Annotated in this window: 13 protein-coding genes and 1 tRNA gene; 7 read left to right on the top strand and 7 right to left on the bottom strand. The window is 36.4% G+C overall.

From position 1 onward, the window contains the following. Window positions 1–3 precede the first annotated feature (3 nt). Complete coding sequence (locus NZD88_RS01795) at window positions 4–5,883, bottom strand: alpha-2-macroglobulin family protein (RefSeq protein WP_259826955.1); 5,880 nt, start codon at window positions 5,881–5,883, stop codon at window positions 4–6. Between the two features lie 78 nt (window positions 5,884–5,961). Between NZD88_RS01795 and NZD88_RS01790 the strand changes: the two genes are divergently transcribed. The 3 genes from NZD88_RS01790 (at window position 5,962) to NZD88_RS01780 (ending at window position 8,129) form a co-directional block, all read left to right on the top strand. After that, the gene (locus NZD88_RS01790; RefSeq protein ID WP_341482997.1) at window positions 5,962–6,657 is read left to right on the top strand and encodes a UbiA prenyltransferase family protein; all 696 of its coding nucleotides are present in this window, start codon (window positions 5,962–5,964) and stop codon (window positions 6,655–6,657) included. Between the two features lie 3 nt (window positions 6,658–6,660). After that, window positions 6,661–7,764 carry a DNA replication/repair protein RecF gene (recF, locus tag NZD88_RS01785; RefSeq protein WP_259826952.1) on the top strand — a complete coding sequence of 368 codons (1,104 nt, stop codon included), beginning with the start codon at window positions 6,661–6,663 and terminating at the stop codon, window positions 7,762–7,764. A gap of 68 nt (window positions 7,765–7,832) precedes the next feature. Further along, the gene (locus NZD88_RS01780) at window positions 7,833–8,129 is read left to right on the top strand and encodes a hypothetical protein (RefSeq protein ID WP_259826950.1); all 297 of its coding nucleotides are present in this window, start codon (window positions 7,833–7,835) and stop codon (window positions 8,127–8,129) included. A gap of 114 nt (window positions 8,130–8,243) precedes the next feature. Here NZD88_RS01780 and NZD88_RS01775 read toward each other — a convergent pair whose 3' ends face one another. The 3 genes from NZD88_RS01775 to NZD88_RS01765 are packed head-to-tail and all read right to left on the bottom strand — an operon-like array spanning window position 8,244 to window position 12,024. Then, on the bottom strand, window positions 8,244–10,274 hold the full coding sequence (locus tag NZD88_RS01775) for a site-specific recombinase (protein ID WP_259826946.1): 2,031 nt from the start codon (window positions 10,272–10,274) through the stop codon (window positions 8,244–8,246). Window positions 10,275–10,287: 13 nt separating this feature from the next. Next, window positions 10,288–10,932: a monofunctional biosynthetic peptidoglycan transglycosylase gene (gene mtgA / locus NZD88_RS01770; protein WP_259826945.1), complete on the bottom strand. Its 645-nt coding sequence runs from the start codon at window positions 10,930–10,932 to the stop codon at window positions 10,288–10,290. Window positions 10,933–10,977: 45 nt separating this feature from the next. Then, entirely contained in the window at window positions 10,978–12,024 is a 1,047-nt protein-coding gene (locus NZD88_RS01765) for an ABC transporter substrate-binding protein (protein WP_259826943.1), read from the bottom strand. A gap of 59 nt (window positions 12,025–12,083) precedes the next feature. Here NZD88_RS01765 and NZD88_RS01760 point away from each other — a divergent pair. The 4 genes from NZD88_RS01760 (at window position 12,084) to NZD88_RS01745 (ending at window position 16,647) form a co-directional block, all read left to right on the top strand. After that, window positions 12,084–12,160, top strand: a tRNA-Arg gene (locus NZD88_RS01760). A gap of 327 nt (window positions 12,161–12,487) precedes the next feature. Further along, window positions 12,488–13,606: a helix-turn-helix domain-containing protein gene (locus NZD88_RS01755; protein ID WP_259826942.1), complete on the top strand. Its 1,119-nt coding sequence runs from the start codon at window positions 12,488–12,490 to the stop codon at window positions 13,604–13,606. Between the two features lie 102 nt (window positions 13,607–13,708). Continuing rightward, window positions 13,709–15,205 (top strand): serine hydrolase, encoded by a 1,497-nt coding sequence (locus NZD88_RS01750; protein WP_259826940.1) that lies wholly within the window; start codon window positions 13,709–13,711, stop codon window positions 15,203–15,205. Between the two features lie 5 nt (window positions 15,206–15,210). Beyond that, the gene (locus NZD88_RS01745; protein ID WP_259826938.1) at window positions 15,211–16,647 is read left to right on the top strand and encodes a serine hydrolase; all 1,437 of its coding nucleotides are present in this window, start codon (window positions 15,211–15,213) and stop codon (window positions 16,645–16,647) included. 71 nt (window positions 16,648–16,718) lie between these two features. Here the strand turns inward: NZD88_RS01745 and NZD88_RS01740 are convergent, their stop codons facing one another. The 3 genes from NZD88_RS01740 to NZD88_RS01730 all read right to left on the bottom strand — a co-directional run bounded on the left by NZD88_RS01740 (window position 16,719) and on the right by NZD88_RS01730 (window position 21,418). Beyond that, entirely contained in the window at window positions 16,719–17,237 is a 519-nt protein-coding gene (locus NZD88_RS01740) for a DUF2911 domain-containing protein (RefSeq protein ID WP_259826936.1), read from the bottom strand. 22 nt (window positions 17,238–17,259) lie between these two features. Continuing rightward, window positions 17,260–18,951, bottom strand: coding sequence for a sodium:solute symporter family protein (locus NZD88_RS01735; protein WP_259826935.1), 1,692 nt, complete (start codon window positions 18,949–18,951; stop codon window positions 17,260–17,262). 100 nt (window positions 18,952–19,051) lie between these two features. Next, entirely contained in the window at window positions 19,052–21,418 is a 2,367-nt protein-coding gene (locus NZD88_RS01730) for a PIG-L family deacetylase (RefSeq protein WP_259826933.1), read from the bottom strand. Window positions 21,419–21,916: the final 498 nt, after the last annotated feature.

The following is a 21,916-nucleotide window of genomic DNA, read 5'->3' as shown; positions in this document are numbered from 1 at the left end:
TTGTTATTTTCTTATTTCTATTTTGTCTCCTTTTGTTCTGGCATTCATCTGAGGGGCATAATAATTCTGCAGAACTGCAAAACCGCTCGAGAAGCTTCCTGAAGCATTACATACCAGGTCATACTCAAATACGTATTTCCCTTTTGGCATATAGTAGATAAAGAAGTTCGTAGAGGCATCTTTTGTGACCTGGTAATAAGCCAGATTATTTTTATACTGATAGCCAGACAGTACATCTACTGGTTCTAAGCCGGCTGCTCTCATATCTTTCAGGTGTACATACTGCATCGGACGATCTGTATTCAGGATCATCCTTACGGTTATCTTGTCTCCTACCTTCAAGGGACTGTTTTCTGTAATCTTTAGCAGCTGCTCTCCATTTTCAGTCTTTATTTTCTTATAATATTCCCTGTTCATCGAAAGATAAGTTTCTGTAGATTTTACATTCTCCAGATCTTCATAATACTGCCAGAATAATCCACCTTGTGCAATTCCCGGACCAGATTTTGTAACGGTAACCTCAGCCAGACTCTGATTGATATGGTCTGATTTGATTACCTGCTTCAGGTAGCCTGTCGTTTTGGTCTGCGGCGAAACTTCTTTTCCGCCCCAGGTCACAGTTGCTTTATCTGCTTCCGGTGTAGTCCATGATTTTCCTGAATTCATCATAATGTAAATGATCTCTGCCGTTGTTCTGGAATTTCCCCATGAATTTACTTCTTTTTGGGTAGCCAACCATACTTTAGATTCTTCAATGAAATCAACATCATTTGGAGCTACTTTATTTAAAGCTTCTATGGCTCCTGCATGGTTCACGGCTTTGCTTTCATACCAGCCCCAGTCGTTCAGGTTCTTTTTCCAGTAAGCGCCCTGGGTTTCTGATGATACAGAAGTTTCTTTAAGATAATTAATCAGCTTTCTGGAGGTATTTTGAAGCCCGTAACTGTCATAAATAAGAGCAGCCCTGTGAACCCCGAAGAATGTAAGATCTGTTACTTTGAATTTATCTGCACGGCTAATGATCATGCTTTTGAGCCCCGCTCCTTTTCCACTGATGGGATATTCTTTTTCCCAATATCTTCTTGCATCCAGATAATCTAAAGCAAAATTACTCCACGGATTGTCCTCCTCTTCTTTCCAGTATCTCTCCAACTGTCCGTCTACAAAACTGATCAGGGATGAAACCATCGCATTCTGGCCAGATTGGTATTCAGAAATTCCGTCTTTAAGCCATTCATTCATCTTGCCCAGATTTTTCAGGATGTATAATGAGCAGGTATAGGAACTTTCATAACCGGGAAGCCACGGAAAGCCTCCGTCTCTGTTCTGATATTCCCTAAGCAGGTTCCAATCTTTATTGATCGAATTTCTCATAGCATTCACTTCGAAAAGCCTTGAAATATTATTCATGGTTTCGGTTTCGGATTTGGCCTGTAGAACCCATGGGGTCTCTTCCAGTAAAATCTGTTTAAGTTCCTGATTTTTTTCAAGATTGCTTTTCAGAAGATCAGCCGTTTTGTATTCATCAAAAACCGCTTTCATTCTTGGATTGGCTTTGAAAATTTCAGTTCCTACCACATCAGAAAACCAGGTATTGAATATTTCATCAGAGCTTATATTTAAATTCTGGCTCAGATCAGGAAGTGCAAAAATAATTTCCCAGATCGGATTGGTTTTCAGCTCCAGCGTATTACTGAAATTAGAAGCCGTCCTGGAAGTACTGTTCTTTAAATTAGTCAATGTAAATGTTTTAGTCTGTCCTTCCTTTACAAAAAGGGGAACAGCATCGGTAATCAACATCCTGTTTGACAGCACCGCAACCGGTATCTGCTCGCCATCGGAATGGCTTCCTGCCTTTGCCACTACTTTAATGATAATTGAATATACTTTATGGAAAGGTGTTTTAATATTCCAGCTTACCGTGGAATTTCCTGTTCCTCCAACATTAAAATTCTGCACAGATGATGTGATCCCAAATAACGAGGAAATATCTTCATTGGTTTCCGCATTCAGGATCTGTAAGGATGCGGCACCAGCCATGGCCTCATCGGTAAGATTTGAAATCCTGGTCTGAAAATTCAGCTCATCCCCTTCTCTTAAAAACCGTGGATAGTTTGGATTAACGGAAAGTTTTTTCTGTGAAACAATATCTTTTTCCAAAACTGCACTTCTTGCATCTTTGGTATGGGCCAGGAACATCAGCTTCCATTTGGTGAGTGCTTCAGGAGTTGTAAATTCAAAGCTCACACGGCCTTCTTGATCTGTTCTCAACTGGGGATAGAAAAAGGCTGTCTCATTAAGGTTCTTACGGACTTTCACATCATCCAGGTCTTCTTTTTTCTCTTCAGATTGCTTTTCTTTTTTATCTGTAAGCCTGCTGTCTTCTTCATTTTCAAAGCGCCCTTTTTTTCTGCCTCCGTCACTGCTTACTTCCATTGCTGTCATAGCTTTTGGTTTCGGACAGCCGTTGTAAGTATCCAACCCAGGAACCGTAGGACAAGCATCACGTCCATCATCTATACCATCGCCATCCATATCTGTGGTCATACCGTATTTAACCAGCAGATTATAAAAGACATTATCATCGAACCATCTGAACTGTGGGAGGTAGACGTTTTTAGTTTCTACATAATTAACCCTCTTATACCAATACAGGGATTCAAAGAAGTTATCTACATCATAATCTTCGATCACACTGTACGGAATGTAGTATTTATCAAACCTATAGTTATTCGGTGCAAATTTATCAAGAGATTTGTCATACATGGCAGCCAGCACCTCTGCCACTACTTTTTCTTTGTTTTTTCCCAAAACTTTAATGCTCCATTTTTCTTTTGAATTGGGCTCTACCTTATCTCTGAAGGTAGTAAGTTCTATTTTTAAAGGATCTTCTTCATTTTTAACATAGATATTCGCAAATTCATTCTGAACATCATTGTAGTGAGCCAGTACAAACTGTATATTATATTTGACAATATTTTTATCCTGAGAAACCGGGAAAGTATAAGCCAATACCCCGTTGGTAAACTTTTTCTCTTCACGTTTTTTATTCCCTTGCCCGTCTTGCCAGTACACACTCACTACAGCATCCGGAATGGCGGAATACGCATATAAAGTCACCTGAGAACCTCTTTTTACAGTCTCTTTGGGAGCTGTTATTTTAAGAAAAGGGAACTGATTGGGTCCCAACCCGTTTTTATCCCAAATGCTGAAATCCTGTTGTGTCTTTATGGTATCTTTTCCTTCAATATTATAAACCAATAACCTATAATCTCCGGCTTCCAGTTTTCCAAGACTCAGTTCTTTATCATTCTGTGAACGTTCTGTAACTGTTTTCAGGACCTCCCAGTTTTTACGGTCTTCTGACTTATCGTATCTGTCATGCGGGAATTTTGTCAGAAATTCTTCCCTAGACATTGTTGGAAGATCCTGAATGTTATTCTGAAAATTGTTTCTCAGAACCCTTTTTGGCTGTCTGAGCTGAATCAGTTTTACGTTATAATTCTTTTGTAAAGGAATATCATTGTAATTGAAAGATTTAACATTGATTTTCAATTCGTCGTCTGCTGATGCTTCCTTTATTTCATCAGCTGTGAGATAGTGTGAAACTGAAGCTACCTTGATATTGGTTTCTGCTGATTGAGTTTCACCATTAATGTCGGTGGCTGATGTTTTTACTTTATAATTGTGAACCTGTATTCCTTCCGTATTTTCATCCTTCTTGAGATCAATTTTAATGATAAATTCACCTTTTTCATTGGTTTCTGCTTTTCCTAAGATAGAATTTTCATTGCTATACTGATCAACGGGATACCACCAGAAATAACGCTGGCGTATATTTTCTTTTTTCAGCTCAAAACTGACATTGGTATTGCTTAACGGAATTCCCGAAAATGTAAGAACTTTTCCCTTCAACTCTATAGTCTGGCCATATTTATAATCCTTTTTGATGGTATCAAAGGTGATCTCAAATTTCGGACGCTTATATTCCTCTACAGAGAAATATTTTGAATCATTGATCTGATAACCTTTATACATCCCGGAAACCTGCATTCTGAACTGCCCGTTCAGCTTATCTTTCGGCAATACAAAACTTCCGCTATACGAGCCAAAGGCATTGGTTTTCAATTTTTTAGCGCTTACTGCCTGACTGTTAGCATCATATAATGTAACTTCCTGTTCATTATTAATGATGATATCATCTCTTTTTTTATCAAAATCGGGAATTGTGGACACTGCCTTGAAATAGACCGTCTGTCCGGGTCTGAATATCTCTCTGTCCAGAAAAAACTGGGTATGTGGATAAGGATAAGCTTCGGAACGGGCTTCATAAGCTCCCTCCATCATATTGAAATCATTATTCACAGGATCATAAATCAGGTAAGGAGGTATGGAATGATAATGGGCCTTTTCAGATGGAAATCTTGCAAAATTATCCGTCTGAATAAGCAGCTGTGTTTCATTTACATTTGAATAATCTCCAAAACCGTATTTCAGGAGCCTTGTATTAGGCATAAGCCTCCCGTTTTCCCTTGAAACCAGGATATAGTCTTTGTTTTCGTTGTAAATAACTCTTGAAGAAGTTACAAAAAATAAGAATTTAGATACATCTTCTCCATTGATATATTCACAGATGTACATTCCCTTGGGCAGGGACTTCATTTCCAGAGCTGTGGTATGCTCGTTATAGTCTTTTGTAGTGGGAAGACTGAAAACATCTGTTCTGAAAAGTTTTTTATCTATTTTTTTGTAGTATTCAATATAATCAAGATTTTTCAGATACTGGAGCTGTTTTTTGAAATCATTTATTGTGTAAATTTTTATGGTGAACTGATCAGCATTTTTGTGCCGGGCTACAATTTGAATCGGTTTTTCCGGCTCGTTGTGAACTTCGTAAAAAAGCTGTACAACAGGAGTCTTGATCTGGTTTTCCAGATAAGTGATATTGCTCAGGAACTTCGATCCGGGATATTCTCTTTTTACTTTATCAATAAGATCAGTCGTTTCTACAGGTTTTGACCTGAAAAGACTGCCTGCCAAATTATTGACAATTAATATTTTATAATCCCCTTTTACCGGAGAGTTTACCAGAGCAATCAGCTTTTCAATAAACTGATCGTCTTTCTTGATCTGATTCTCATAAACCAGTTTCTGATGCTGAAAATAGAGTTTAGAATTATTGGTATTAAAATCGATAAGGTTCTGGTATAATGCCAGAACAACAGCCTGATTGTCTTTCAGTTCATTTTTTGTCAATATATCGCTGTTGTTCAGAAACTCTATATTTTTTTTAACTTTCCAGTCGTACAGTGTAGGAAAGAAATCGAAATCACTTTCTTTATCAAAAGCATCTTTGTATTTTTCAAGACGTATTTTTTTGAGTTTTTTATCAATTGCTGAAAGCTCCTGAAACTTCTTCAGATAGTAATTTTTGAAATCAAGTTTCGTCCAGGATTCTATCTCCGTAACCTCTCCTTTATCAACATCTGTCCGTTTCTGGATCTCCCATTTCTTTCGTTCATAATAGTCTTCGAAAAACTCTATCTCCAGAACTTTAAATAGAAGCAGCTCATTTTTTTTCAACTCTTTTTCTGTGTTGCTAATCTTTGAAAAGAAAACCGATGCATAATCATTTTTAGGATCATCCTGAGTGTCTTTATAGATCGCAAATTCAGCTTTTAAAGATTTGATGATCTCCGTAGCATTCTTCTCTTTAATGGCTTTTTTCTGAATATCCAGTATAATGGGAAGACTTGATTTGAATTCTCCATTGCGATAGCCTTCTGCCACTTTCAGCCATTGCTCCTCATAGAAGTTCTGGGCTGAAAAAAATATACTGAAAAAAGTAAAAAACAACAGAACATATTTGGAGATGTTTTTCATAGGTATTATTTTTGATAAATGAATTTCTTAAAAATACTGAAAAAAACTGTCATTGACAGCCAAATTTATGTCTCCGTTATGGGAACTTTATTTGCAGTATTTTTCATGAAAGAGCAAAACACATTCCGTTTCCCTACAATCCTGTTAATATTCATCACTTATTTCAGCGGTTATATTTATACTAAATATCAGTATACCAGGCACTTTTTCAAAATACTGGTTCTGAACGCAGCAGCCGGCGTTATCTGTGCTTTTCTGATCATTCATAATCACAATGAGATAAGACTTCTCAAATGGTTTATTATTGTGATTCTGGGGCTTTTGTACAACAGTTTTTTTCTTGATGTTTATATCCGGAAGATTCCATTGCTGAAAGTATTTTATGTAGGACTGGTCTGGGCGTTGGTCAACTGCTGGCTTACGCTTCCGGAATTCAGCATTCCTATATTCCTGATCAGTTTCTTTTTTATAACAGCACTCGTTCTACCTTTCGATATCCGGGATATGAACAGTGATACGGTACAGACTTTTCCAAAGCTGATCGGCATTCAGAATACAAAGTATATCGCCTATGTACTGGTCTTTATCAGTATGCTTATCGCTATTTTTTATCTGCAACTGATATACAGTATAGCATTTTTTCTCTCAGGAATTATCACCTACATCCTTATCTACTACTCTGAAAATAAAAGAGATGACACTTATTTTTCTTTCTGGATAGAAACGTGTTCTGCACTTCCTTTTTTATTTTTGCTAATATTGGAGTATTTTTGACGAATGATTATCAAAAAGCTTTCCCTTTACAATTTCAAAAACCATTCGGAGAAGAAGTTCGAATTCTCTCCGCAGATTAACTGTTTTGTGGGAAACAACGGCGCCGGAAAGACCAATATCCTCGATGCCCTGCATTATTTATCTGTAGGAAAAAGTTTTTTAGGCAATACCGATTTTAACAATATCAAAAGGGAGGAAGATTTTTTCACCATTGATGCCGAAATTCAGAATGAGGACAGTGAAGATATCATTAAGATCTCCCAGCCCAAAGAAGCTAAAAAGATCATTAAAAAGAATGACAAAAGCTATGACCGCCTTGCAGACCACATCGGATATCTGCCGAGTGTGATGATCTCTCCCTATGATTCCAATCTGATTTCAGATTCGGGAGAAAGCCGGAGAAGGTTTCTGGATTCTATGATTTCTCAGACGGATTCGGAGTATCTTTTTGACCTGATACAATATCAAAAAACAGTACAGCAAAGAAATGCATTGCTAAAATATTTCGCTAAAAACAGAACCTGGGATAAAGATTCACTGGACATTTATGATGCTCCCATCAGTAAGTTTGGAACCAGTATTTTCATCAAAAGAAGGAATTTTGTTGAGAAATTAGGGCCTATTGTCCAGAATTTTTACAGGATTATTTCAGGAGGAAAGGAAACCGTTTTAGTACAGTACCAGTCTGATTTAAGTGAAAGCTTCAACTCTGCTGATCCTGACAGAGCTTTTCAGACCCTTTTAACGGAAAGTCTTGACAGAGACCGGATGCTAACCTATACTTCAAAAGGTATTCACAAAGATGACCTTCTGTTTGAAATGGACCACATTCTGATCAAGAAAATAGGTTCACAGGGACAGCAGAAATCTTTCCTGATCTCGTTAAAACTGGCACAGATGAGTCTTGTCAAAGAATTAACAAAAAAGACTCCCATCCTTCTATTGGATGATATTTTTGATAAGCTTGATGATACTAGGGTTTCACAGTTAATTGAATTGGTTAATCAGGAAAATTTCGGACAAATATTCATTACAGATACCCACAGGGAACGTACGGAAAGTGTGGTGAAGAAAATCAACGAGGAAAGCATTATTTTTGATGTTTAAAACACAATACGTGAATCCTGAGTGTAAGAACTCAAGATCTGTTTCACGAAACTTGAAACCCGAAACTTATGAAAAGGAATAAAAAACGTGAATTTCAATCATCAGAACTTGTAAAATCTTTTGCGAGGATCTATGGCTTCGAACATAAGCTGATTGCCTTTGAAATTAAAGATTTTCTTGAGGATTATCTTGACGAAAGCCTTTTCAATGAGATCAGAAGCGTCAATATTGAAGGTCAATGCATCATGATCAAAATTGATTCTCCCCTGCTCAAACATGATTTTCAGATGCGTAAAAGCTTTTATCTTAAAAAGTTTCAGGATAAATTCGGAGAGGATAAGTTTAATGACTTGCGTATTGTATAAATTTCCATTTCAGCCGTTTCATTTTCCGTTACAGAGTATCCTCAAAAAAATGAAAATGCTCCTTTTCGGGAGCATTTTGAGTTAATATATAGATTAAATTGTAGTCAAGATAGTTTAATGTTCTTCCTGTTTATTGGTGATCGTGCTGCTCATCAGATCATCTGCTTTTTTATCCAATCCTGAACTCAGGGGAATGAAAAATTTGAATGGATGCTTTACAAAATACCTGAAAATTTCTTTGTAGATCTCACTTACCTGTCCAAAGTTCATCTTTCTTGATCTGAACGCCAGGAACATGGATAAACTGAAACTTACCAGGAAGTTAAAGAACCCTATGAGGAAAACAGTAACGAAAGATATCCAGAACGTATAGGAATCTACTGAAAAATCTTTCCCGTAAAGGCCTAGGGCGAAGTTTCCTGCAGCAAACGTAATGTGTCTGATATCAAGGTCCAATCCGAAGAAAAGTCCCACAGGTGCTGTAGCCCCTAAAAATACCCCAAACCAGAAATTGGAAACGATTCCCGGCCAGTTTTTAGCATAATATTTAGACAATTTTTTTGCGAATTTCTTACCCAGGAAATTTCTGATCGAAAGGTTTTTTGCAATCCTCTCCGGAATCTGATAGAACACAGAATTGTTTCCTATATTTCCTGAAATAATCCCCGAAATAAAGAGGTAGAACCCCGCGATACTGGCATGCAATATAGCTTTAGATTTAAACGGATCAAGGTCTTTTAATAATTTATCTGATCTTTCAACGGCTAAATTCTGTGAGAAAAATACATCAAGACCATAGATGATTGCCAGAGCAATCGGAAACGAAAGCAGCACATTTCCTACAAAGGCAATGAACTGACTTCTGAAAAGCTTGGATACAAGATGGGCAAATTCGGTGTTATTCCGCTTGTTATTCCCTTCTTCGGATAACACTTTGGTCATGGTCGCCGCAGTCATGGCGGGCTGCTTTGTGGCCAGAGTAAAGCCCATCAGATAGATCATCACAAACCCCATCGCATAGTTCATGGAATATAAAAATGCATGTGAAAAGTCACTTCCGGGAATATAGCCGTAAAGCATTTTCAAAACACAGAGTACTCCTACGATAATTCCACCGCCACTGGCTTTATAGAACATCGTCATATACTCTTTACGGGTAGAGGTGATGTAATGGGTACCGGTTTCTGCAGTGTGGTTGGTAATAAGATGTGAGATCAGACGGGTACTGTCATTAATCAGGTCTGCAATATTATTTTTATGGGATTTATAGTTCAGGATGTTAAAAATCAACTGTTTTGATTTTATGGTAATATCCTGTTCATTATCAATCACAAGAAGCTGTACGATTTCATAGATCCTTTCCGTTTGCTGACGGATCTTGAGAAGCGACTGGTTGATTTTTCCGGAGATCCCGTATTTGGCAGAATTTTTAAAAGCAATATTGACAAATTCGTGGCAGTGTTCTGTATAGATCTTGATCTGTTTGTATCGGCTGTCTTTGGAGTGCAGCTGAAGTTCAGGATCATTTTTAAGGTCTTCGGTAAGTGCCTCCAACTCGTTCTGAAGAGCAAGAAACGGATTATCCAGGTTTCTGTATTGCGGGGCCATTCTTACCACTTCCACTTCCATAGCCATCCCTGTAACACGCCAGGAAAGAATACTCATCGAAAAGATCAGTTCTTTTTTAACATTGGGTGTGGTGATAAAATCTGAAGCTCCCAGAAGGTGTAAAAACTCATCAACTTCATTTTCAGGAAGATTGTTCAGGTAGGCCAGATCTTTTTTGGGTCTCAGGCTGACATTGTCAATCATGTACCACACCGTTTTTTCGTTTTCTACGGGTGGCAGTATTTTATTAAGAATCCTTTTCTTAAGTTCCGGAAAGAAAGCGTTTTCTGAAAGAATATTGGCTTCGGTCAGGGAAAGGTTGAAGGGCCTTCCTTGAAAAACATTATGGATGTAATGTTTAAAATTTTCGGCAAAATTCGGGTTATTTCTTAGAAAATTCAGAACATCCGTAAAATCTGACTTTTTAACGCTCTCCAGAAACTCGGCAAACGGTTCTAAAGAATGAGTTTCGTTCTTAAAAGAGAAGTATTTTTTAAGAACTGATTCAAAATTTGTACTGGAATTAAAAAATTTCATTAGTACAAAGATACTATTTCAAACTCACATTCCTCATCTGTCTCATGATCCAATTATGTTTCTTCCTTAAATAAGGTGATGGATTTTTAGGATCATATTTCTTGGGATTAGGCAATACAGCGGCGATCCAGGCTGCATCTGAAGCACTTAGATCTTTGGATGATTTTCCAAAATAATATTGGGCCGCAGCCTCTACTCCGAATACGCCCTGCCCCATTTCAATAGAATTCAGGTATCTTTCCAGAATAATATCTTTACTCCACACCTTCTCAATAATGAAGGTATACATCGCTTCCAGCCCTTTTCTGAACCAGCTTCTGCCCTGCCAAAGAAACACATTCTTTGCGGTCTGCTGGGAAATGGTACTTCCTCCGCGGATCTTTTTTCCTTTCTCGTTATTCTTCATCGCCTTTTCAATAGCGGTATAATCAAAACCGTTATGATCAAAGAATTTCTGGTCTTCAGATGCGATCACCGCTTTTTTCACATTATTCCCCATTTCGTCATAGGAAATATAGTCCCTGTGCAGTTTTCCGAACTCAAAAATGCCTCCTATCTGTGTAATGGTAATGGGAGGATTAAAAAACCGGCCCCAGATAATGAAAACCACATTCATAACAAGAACGATGAAAATTAGCTGTTTAATTTTTTTCCACATAATTTTTTCTAAAAAGGAACTGCAAAAATAAACAATTCGCCCGAGTTATTGAAGCTCTTTCATATAGGTTAGCTGATATTCCGGAAGAAGTTCAGGATGGAAGATCTTGATATAATCTTTCAGGATAAGGTCAGCTCTTACGGCACCGCTTTCGAAGAAGTCATTGGCTTTATCCTTTTCTTTTCCGGCAATCGTGTAGATTTTTCCTTTATTGAATACGTCCAGCTTTCCGTAGAAAGGATTGGTGCCCACCATTTCTTTTTTAGAGGTATGACTTCCGGCATTGACCCAATACTGTACTCCTGCTGATTTGGCATATACTTCTTCAAAACTCATGGTCAGAGACTTTTCTTCCTTATTCTCTTTCATGATATAGGAAGCATTGGCATCTGTGATATAATTGGCTACGGATGTTTTTCCACCCGGCAGATACCAGACATCTCCGTACATTTCGTTGGCAAGCACTACAGGTTTATCCTTTGCCTTTAACGCAAGCTGCTTCAATTCAGCATAATTTTTTTCAATTTCCTTATATTTTGCTTCTGCTTCTTTCTCTTTTCCGAAAAACTCACCGAAAAGTTTGATGTAAGCTGTTTTTTCCAACGGAAGCTGCTCCATATACTCATCCAGAAAAACAACCTGAATTCCGTTATTTTTTAGCAATTGATATGCATTGTCAAAGCTTGCAATATAGTTGGTGAAAATAGCATCCGGTTTCATCGAAATGATCTTTTCTACATCATACTTCTGCTCACTTCCCACATTCTGGATCTTCCCCGACTTTAAAAGATTTTGAATTTTCTCAGAATAAATATACTCCGGACTTGAAACGCCTATGATCAGATCTTCAGCTCCCAATTCGGAAATATACCCTGCCATGCTCGCATTCAAAAGGATGATTTTCTTAAATGGAGTCTGATTTTGCTTAAAATTATAGGTGAAATTTCCCGACTTCAGTTCCAAAAGACCATCGTGCTCCTTAAATTGGGTACGATTTGAAATTTGGATCCAGTCTGAGGACGAAATTTTTTGTTCTCTTTTACAGGAGATTAGCGCTATAACCGTAAATAAAAGTAAAATTCTCTGTTTCATCTTTCAAAGAACGGAAAAAAGTGCTATATTTGCAAACCTTAAAACATCAAGGAAACGACGGCCTCGTGGCGCAACTGAATAGCGCATCTGATTACGGCTCAGAAGGTTACAGGTTTGAATCCTGTCGAGGTCACCAACAGCCAAATGGCGCCAACTAAAGACTGTTGGCGCTATTTTTATTTACTTACTATAAGTTCGAGACCTCAAATTTGGAGAGATTTTTTAGCGTTTCTTTGGTGTATTCTGCAATATCTTTTTCACCTTGCTTATCAAATAATTACTATAACAATTTCAAAATAAGTCAATCGTATGGCAGTATTGACATTAGCAAACAATACAACTTTTAGCATTTGAATGGAATATTTTTAACATCTGGATAAAATCATCAATACTTATTTTAACCTTTCCTATTTAAATATTAAATTGCATCTACGTTAAAAAAACTATGGACAAATACAGTTTTTTGGAAATAGCAGCATTTATAGGAATATTTTTAGTGTTGATTCTTGCTTTGTTTTTGCTTACTGTTAAAACAAAATATAAATTAGGAAATCGCCTTTTCGCTTTTTTTCTTATCGGAAATGCCGTAGATGCTTGTAAATTTTTGATTCATCATATTCCTGAAAATTTCATCAGCCTTGAGGTTTTTCGTTGGAGTATTGTCTATTTGGTTCCGGCATTGTTTTATCTCTATGTATTGTCCGTTTGTTTTTCTGACTTTCGATTAAAAACGAAACATTTGCTGCACGCTATTCCGTTTGTTGCTTATAATTTGTATTTAATGTCGGGTATTTATTTTGAAAATACAGCTATGAAATTGCATTTCATAAAGACTATGAATCAAATGCCTATTACACATTTTTTTCAATTTCTTTTCGAATTGCTATTTCAGGTTTATTTTATTGCTTCATTTCTGGTTATTAGAAAGTCTAGAACTGTCTATCTCGAGAATTATACGAATCCGAATGTTTCTGTAATTAATGCACTTTATAAAATAACAATTCTATATTATCTCTTACATTTTTTAGTACTTCTAAGATGGCTGGTTACTTTTACCATTGGTTTGGGAGAAGTCAGAGCCTGGATTGTAACCCTTGATGGGTTTGCGTTTTTATTCTGTACTTGCTGGTATCTATTTACCGCATTAAACAATCCGGAATTTTTCAGAGGAGTCAATTCCCATCTGAAACCTATTACAGAAGTTGTTCCAAAACAAAAACCTAATCTTATTGTAGCTGAAGAAAAAAATAAGCAAATCGAATTCTTAAAAGATTTTATGGTGGAAAAAGAACCCTTCTTGGATTCTTTGTTAACCATCCAAAATCTATCAGAGCAAGTAAAAATGCCTGTAAAAGATTTATCTACTTTGATTAACTTGTATATGGACAAACACTTTTTTGATTTCGTAAATGAATATAGAATTGAAAAAGCTAAAGAAATACTAAAAGATCCTTTGCAAAAAGAATTAACAATTCTGGAAATTCTCTACCAGGTTGGTTTCAATTCCAAATCGTCGTTTAGTACTTCTTTTAAAAAATATACAGGAACAACTCCGACAGATTTTAGAAAAAATCCAAATTAATCCATTCTTTTTCTAAGAAATGGGTTCGACTTTTTTTTAGTCGGTCGCGTACTGAGGCATTTTAAAGCATCTTTGCATCAAATTATGAAATCAGAATCGATTATGAAAAATTTCCTATTTGCATGGCTAGTGCTTTTATCTCTGGATACTTTTGCACAAAAAACCTACACCAATTCAAATAAAGAAAAAGCTAAGAAAATTGATTTAATCATTGGTAAATATCACGATTACAATCTTTTTAACGGAAGTGCTTTGGTTGTTCAAAATGGCGAAATTATCTTGCAAAAAAATTATGGAAAAGCCGACATTGGCTGGAATATCGAGGCAGCTTCTGACACCAAATTCAGAATTGGTTCCGTAACGAAACAGTTTACCGCAATGCTGATTATGCAGTTAAAACAAGATGGGAAAATTAAACTTGATGATAAAATAAGTGATTATTTGCCTTGGTTTAGCAAAACGGTTGGAAGTAAAATTACGATTCACCAATTATTAACACACACTTCCGGCTTACCCAATTACACCGATTTTCCTGATTTTAAAACTAAAATGGTTTTTGAAAATTTGTCTGGGAAAGATTTTGCAATCAAATATTTTAAAGATAATCTGGAATTTGAACCTGGAACTAAACAGAATTATTGCAATACTGGCTATTATCTGTTGGGATTAATTATTGAGGAAATCACTAAAAAATCTTATGAAGAAATTCTCAAAGAAAAAATATTTGATGTCATTGGAATGAAAAATACAGGAATTGAAAACCCAAAAAAAATTATTTCAAATGATGCACAGGGTTATGATTTTGACTACGATGGTTATCAAAAAACGGATTATATTAATATCAAAACTGCCGTATTTTCTGCTGGCGGAATGTACAGCACAGCCAATGATATGCGAAAATGGGATGATGCTTTATACACGAATACTTTGCTAAATAACGAGAACAAAAAAATATATTTCACGCCAAATTTAGGCGATTACGCTTACGGTTTGGTTGTTCAGAAACACCAGAATTTTTTAGGTTCAGGAAAAAATGTTACAACAATGACACATAGTGGCGGAATCAATGGTTTTTCCTGCAATATCGCCAGAATTCCGGAGGACAAAATATATGTGATCTTGCTTGATAACACCAGAGCAGGTAAAAGAGGCGGACAATTGGAAGCTATTATCGATGATGTCTTCCGAGTTCTATACAGCACCAAAGTTGATTTACCTAAACCCTTAATTATCTTCGAAGTTTATAAAAAAATGAAAGCAGAATCAGTAGAAAAAGGAATTATTTATTTAAAAGAACTGAAGAAAAATAAATTTGATGCTTATAATTTTAATGGTTTTGAAAATGAACTTAATAGATTGGCGTACAAATTTCTAGGCGAAGGGAAAACTGATGAAGCTTTAAAAATTATTAATTATACCGTTTCAGAATTTCCTAATTCATCCAATATTTACGATACACGGGGCGAGATTTATTTCAATAAAAAAGATTACAATGCTTCCAAAAAGGATTATCAGAAAACGTTGGAACTGAATCCGAATAACGACAATGCCAAAGAAATGCTTTTAAAAATCAATCAAATCCTTTCTCAAAAAAATTAATTAAAATGAAAAACCGACTTTTCTTATTATTACTAACTGTTTTATTTACAAATACGCTTTCTGCCCAAGAATTAAATAATTTCAAAGAGGCAAAAAATAGAAATCAAAAATCGATTAAACAAAATGCAGTCTATATCGACCAAATAGATTCTTTAATGGCAAAATCATATGAAAGAGGTTTGTTCAATGGAAATGTCCTTATCGTTAAAAATAATAAAATCATCTATCAAAAATCATATGGATTTACTGATGAAACGAAACAAACTGCTTTAAACGATAAATCGATATTCAACATTGGCTCTATTGCAAAAGAATTTAATGCTGTCGCCATCATGATGTTAGTTGAACGTGGTCTTCTTAATCTCGATGATACGATATCTAAATTTAATTTAGGGTTACCAAAATGGTCAGAGAAAGTTACTATAAGACAGCTTATTAATTATGCGAGTGGCATTCCGCGAATCGATCCAATAGTACCAAAAAATGATGAGGAAGCGTGGAAGATTTTGAGAAGTAACGATAGTCTACTCTTTGAACCAGGAACGAATTACAGGTATGACAATGGCAATGTCTTTTTGCAAAGAAGAATAATTGAAAAGGTAACTGGAATATCATTTCAAGAATTTGTTACTAAAAATATAATTAAACCGTTGAAAATGACAAATTCGGTATTTGATCCTAAATTTGGTTCTAAAAACCGTACGTCTTGTTATGATTTTGACAATGTACGATGCCAAGAGATGCAATTTATTAGTGGATGGCTTTGGGTAGACATCAATGATATGCATAAATGGATTGAAGCGATGAACTCTAATCGTTTAATTTCCAAAGAATCCTTTCAAACTCTTTTGAAAAATCCATATGCAATTGACGAAGGAGGATCACTTGGCAGATACTTTGAAAAAGAAGACCTGCAAAGGCACAATGGGGTTTCTTATAAATTTGAATCTATCTTTTTAAACGATTTTAAAAATAATATTACGATAATTCTGGTGTCCAATAATCTAAATAGAGTTTGGGATTTGGGATATGTTATTCACAACTTGATGTTAGGAAAAGAGTACGAAATTCCTAAAAAATCTATTTATCAAGCGATAAGAAAAGAATCCCTCAACGATGTAAATAAAGGTATAGAGACTTATTATTTACTCAAAGAAAACTCTAAAAATGAATATAGTTTTGAGAACCCGGGAGAACTTAATAAGTTAGGATATGAATTATCAAGACTCGGAAAAATCAATGAATCCATAATAATATTTAAATTAGCTACAAATGAGTTTCCTAAAGATGCTAATCTTTTCGATAGTTTAGGAGAAGCCTATTTTACAAATAAGCAATACGATTTAGCATTAGACAGTTATAAAAAAGCGGTCATTCTTGGTGGAACCAACGGTAATGCAGAAAAAATGATAGAAAAAATCGAGAAAGAAATAAAAAAGTAAAATTTTCAAATCAAAATTTTAACCAAAAAAAAATCCCGTTAATACGGGATTTTAATTTCTGATATTCAAATTTATTTGATCTCTACAGGAACTGAGATTTTATCCCAATCCATTGTGAATCCATTACTATTTACTTTATAAACCAAAGTTTCCTGTGTTACAGGTAAAGCTTTTGTTTTTACATCAACACGTAAAGCATCTTTAGATTCTTCGTATTTATAAGCACCCCATTGTTTTGGCTCTTTGTTAAAAATCGCAGTCCAGGTTCCGCTCTCTTTAGGGATCAGGAAAAAGCTATATTTACCTGCAGGCAGCGGTTTACCCTGAACGGTAATATTTTTATCCGTTTCGAAAGTAGTTGCTTCATTGGCACCCGCACGCCAAACTTTATCATAAGCTTCTAAACCACCCCAGATGGTACGCCCTTTTACAGAAGGACTGCTATAGGCTATGGTAATGGTTGCATCTTTAATTTTTCCTGTAGCAGTAGCCGGAGGGCTGGCAGGTTTTTTTGTATCCTGTGCAAATGCATTTACTGACATCGTCATTGCAGCAAAAAGTACGGTAGCAGATTTAATCATTGTTTTCATAATATTTTTGTTTGTTGTTTGTTTACGAATTTACTGCTTTCGGCTTATAAAACAGTAAACCGATTGCAGAAAATATAATGACTGCCGCTGCCCCAATGACGTTAAGCCAAAGGAAAGAAACGATATCAAACTTATAAACGGCAATAACCGCAATTTCTGATAATATTGCAGAAATAAATACATTTGAGCCGGTGATTTTTTTATAGTAAAAGGCAACAAGGAAAATCCCTAATATCGGGCCGTAGAAAAGAGAACCTAATACATTCACCGCTTCAATAAGGGAACCCATTTGAGTGGCAAACATGGCCACGCCGATTGAGAAGATCCCCCAGGCTAAAGTGTGCAGGCGACTATACTTCAATTCGGTTGCATCATCAGGAATTTCTTTTTTGAATATCAAATGAACATCTTTTAGTGAACAGGCAGCAAGGGAATTCAGCGCTGCGGAAATTGAACCCCAGCTAGCCAGAAAAATGACAGCAAACAGTAAACCAATCATTCCTACAGGCAGGGTATTTTTTACGAAATACAGAAAAATATAATTGGTATCCGTTTTCTCTGCATTATAGTTTGAATTATTGATCGCTTCTTCTACCCTGCCGTGAAGCACTTTTACCTGGGTTTGGGTATTTTTAAAATCCTGAATTGTTTTGTTAAGTTGGGGAGAATGAGCTTCTTTCAACTTTAAAATTTCTTTCGATTCTGCATTAAATTTTATTTGCAAATTCTGATGCTCTTTTTCAAAAATGGAAGCCTGTTCAGGTTGTGTTTCCTTTAGATGTTGATAAGAGCGTTCGTTAAAATAAATCGGAGCCGGCTTTAGAGAAAAGAAAGCGAAAAGCAAAGCACCGATTAGAAGAATAGCAAATTGCATCGGAATTTTAACCAATCCGTTCAACAACAAACCCATTTTTGCATTGGTATTGTCTTTCGCAGTAATATACCTCCCAACCTGACTCTGATCCGTACCGAAGTAAGAAAGTGCCAGAAAAAAACCGCCAATTAAGCCGCTCCAGATATTGTATTTATCCTTCCAATCGAATTCTGTTGTGATTACATTGAGCTTTCCGGATTTCCCCGCCAGATATAGCGCATCCTTAAAACCAATTCCATTCGGCATATTTTGAATAAGCAGATACCCTGCAAAAGCCATGGTTCCCAGGATAATGAGAAACTGTAGTTTTTGGGTGTGAGCGATCGCTTTTGCACCACCAACATAGGTGTAAATCATCAGAATTCCACCTGTTAAAACATTGGTTAAGTAAATATTCCAGTTTAAAACGCTTGATAAGATGATACTCGGAGCATAAATGCTGATTCCTGTTGATAAACCTCTGGAAAAAAGAAAAAGTAGTGAAGTGAGTACCCTTGTTTTTTTGTCAAAACGGTTTTCTAAATATTCATAAGCGGTATAAACATTTAAGCGCTGAAAAATCGGGATGAAAGTGATACAAATAACAATCATCGCCAAAGGCAAACCAAAGTAATACTGAACGAAACGCATCCCGTCTGTATACGCCTGACCCGGTGCTGAAAGAAATGTAATGGCACTTGCCTGTGTCGCCATAATACCTATCAACACAATATACCAGGGCATTTTATTATCTGCTTTAAGGTATGATTCGTTGCTTTTTTGGCCACGACCGATGAATACGCCGTAAACAACCACTGCAACAAGTGTAAAAATAAGAACTGTCCAATCTATAGTACTCATGCCCAAAATTTAGTAAACAAATAATAAAATGCGATCTGCAATACTAATGCAACTGCTAATAGTATGTACCAGGTATTCCAATTTTTAAGTTGCTTGTTCATCAGTTTTTCTGTGCAGATAAAAAGTTAAAAAATAAACGTGCCGCCCCAACATTTCCTGCAGGCAGCTGTCTGAAAAATGCCAACGGTGTATAAACAAAATTACCCTTCCCGTATTTGGCATATAAAGTTGATCCCTGCAGTGGCTCTTCACCTGTATCGTGCATTTCAAAAAGCGGTTCATACGCTGCATCCCATTGAGCAGGAAAATAGGCGCCACGCTCCTGTACCCAACCTTTAAAATCATCCGCAGTAATTTTGTTCGGAAAGTTCAGTAATTTATGATTTGGATTTAAAAACGTAACCGCAGCATTTTCTTCGGTAACCCGCTTATTGGCAATACTGAAACTGTACATGCCCAGTTTGTCAACGGTTGTATCCTGATTGGTGTTATACTGCATCACCAAATTACCTCCGGCTTTTACATAAGACCATAAAAAAGGCATCCAGCGGCCCAACTTTTTCTCTGTATTATTGGCACGAACACCAAGTACGATGGCATCATATTGTGATAGCTTGTTTTGACTACCGTTTCCAGCAGATTCATCTAAGTTGCCATAAAAATCTTCGTCTTTCAAAACATCGACCTGAATACCTGCAATGCGCAGGAACTCAGGAATGAAATCGCCCGCACCTTCTATGTACCCCACTTTTTTAACCTTCGCCTGAATATCGCCTTTCATTATGATTACAGTGGCAGGTGCAAAATATTGTAAAGAGGGTAAATGCGGATACTGAATTAATATTTGTTTTTTATTATAAGTGACTCCATCTGCAACAAAATTGGCATCCAATTGCAAACGAGATGAATTGATTGGGGCAAGCTTGGATTTTGGAATAACGTAATCGACGGTAAAATCTTTTCCATTGAGCGAACTTAAATCAGTGCCGCCTAATCGTTCTCCGTTATACATCAGGTTTACTTTACCGTTACTGAACTTTTTACTGGAATTAACCTTAACATTTAAATTCAAATGTAAATCTTCATTTTCTTTGACCCAATAAAGGGGTTGTGTAAATTTCAGTTCCAATGCAGGAACAATGCGCAAGCCTTCGACTACATCACCACGCACCGGATCTAATTTCTTGAAAGATAAAGGAAGTTTAACCTGAAACTTTTCCGAACCGATTTTTAAACCAAGCAAAACATTCAGTGGTGATTCTGCCTCAGGCAAACCGATTAAAGTATCATTTGGAACAGAGAAAGTTGCCGCGTTCGTGGGAGATTTTGCCAACCAGTAAGGTTCTGTGAGTGCGGCATCAGCAGGAATCTGAATGTCATGCTGAATGGTAATTAAAGAATCTTTTGATAGTTTTCTATTGAAGCTTTCTGATTGACTTAACCATTTTACATCTTCTAAAACGACAGGATTTTCAGCTCTTGAAATCAAATTTAACCTGAAATTGTAATGGTCTCCGGCAACAGCTTCAGCCTGATTGGTAACTGCCTCGCCCATAAATCCGGCACAGCTTAAAATGATATTGTCAAGGGATTTAATTTTATCCCTTTTCAGGTCTGCATCTTGCAGCGCCATGACCTTTTTTCGCAAAGCAAGCAAAGCAGGTAAGCTAAGGTCAGGATTATTGAAATTGAAAGTTGAAATAATTTTATCTAATGATTGGTCAATATCGGCGTTTCCTTTTGCGGTCCAGGTTTTAACTACTCCGTCAAAAAGTGTTGCTTTTGCAGGTTCGCCAAGAACGTGGGCAAAATATTCAGTTCTGATGCCAGCTACAGACTGTGTTCCCGCACCCTGGCTTTTATGTAAACTTCTGCTTAATCCAGCCAATTCACCATAGCCCATTCCCAGTTGCGCATCATATTGCCCAACGGTAACTTTCAGTTGATTTTCAGCTGTCGTATTGACTCCACCAAAGCGGAAGGTATTCCACAATACGCGTTTTGGCTGCCATACATTAACATATTTGAGTTGATCCGGGAAAGCGGTTTTATCACCTGCCAGCTTAAAAGCTTTTTCCGCAACCACAGCCGAAGCCGCATGTTGTCCGTGGCCTGCCGCAGCAGTAGGCGGAAAACGACAAATGATAACATCAGGACGGAATTTACGGATTACCCAAACTACATCAGCTGTAATGCTATCTGCATTCCATTGTTTAAAGGTATCGGTCGTATTTTTGGAGAACCCGAAATCAATCGCCCGGGTAAAAAACTGTTGAGCACCGTCTAACTTTCTTGCTTCCAAAAGTTCATGCGTTCTGATTAAACCCAATGCAGCCCCTTGCTCTGTGCCTAATAAATTCTGACCGCCATCACCTCTGGTTAAAGACAAATAGCCTGTTTCTACATTTTGGTCGTTGATTAACCAGGAGAGTAACCCTGTATTTTCATCATCGGGATGAGCAGCCAAGTATAAAACTTTAGGAATATGTTTAAGTGTTTTGAGTTCACGGTAAATTTCAGATGATTTAGAAGGCCGAACCTGCTGGGCCGAACAAAAAACCGTATAAAAGCCAAGAATAAATACAGTGCTTACTTTTTTGAACATTTAGATTTGCTTTGCGAGCAAATATAAGTAAATCGTTTCTTTCAACCTTAAAAGAATTATACTCTGAATTTCACAAAAAAACTTTTTCAACTTTTTTATTAAACCACAAAAGGCACAAAAGCTTTTTAAGCACTTAAATTATTTTAAGTTATCTACTTTGTGTATAAGAAGTACACTAAAATTTTGTTGAAAATCAAGGATTTTCATCTTATGTGAACTTAATGGTACGGTATTTCCTTACACTTTCTAAAGTGTTAAAAAAATAAAAACTTTTGTGACTTTTGTGGTTAAGTTTAAACGGTTTTTATGTATAAATTAGAGTTTCAGGTAAAATAATTATCCCGAATTTTTGTCAGCCAT

The organism is Chryseobacterium pyrolae (assembly GCF_025153485.1).
Classification (GTDB): domain Bacteria; phylum Bacteroidota; class Bacteroidia; order Flavobacteriales; family Weeksellaceae; genus Chryseobacterium; species Chryseobacterium antibioticum.
Note: the sequence above shows the minus strand (reverse complement) of the source record. Positions and strands in the feature narration are given on the sequence as shown.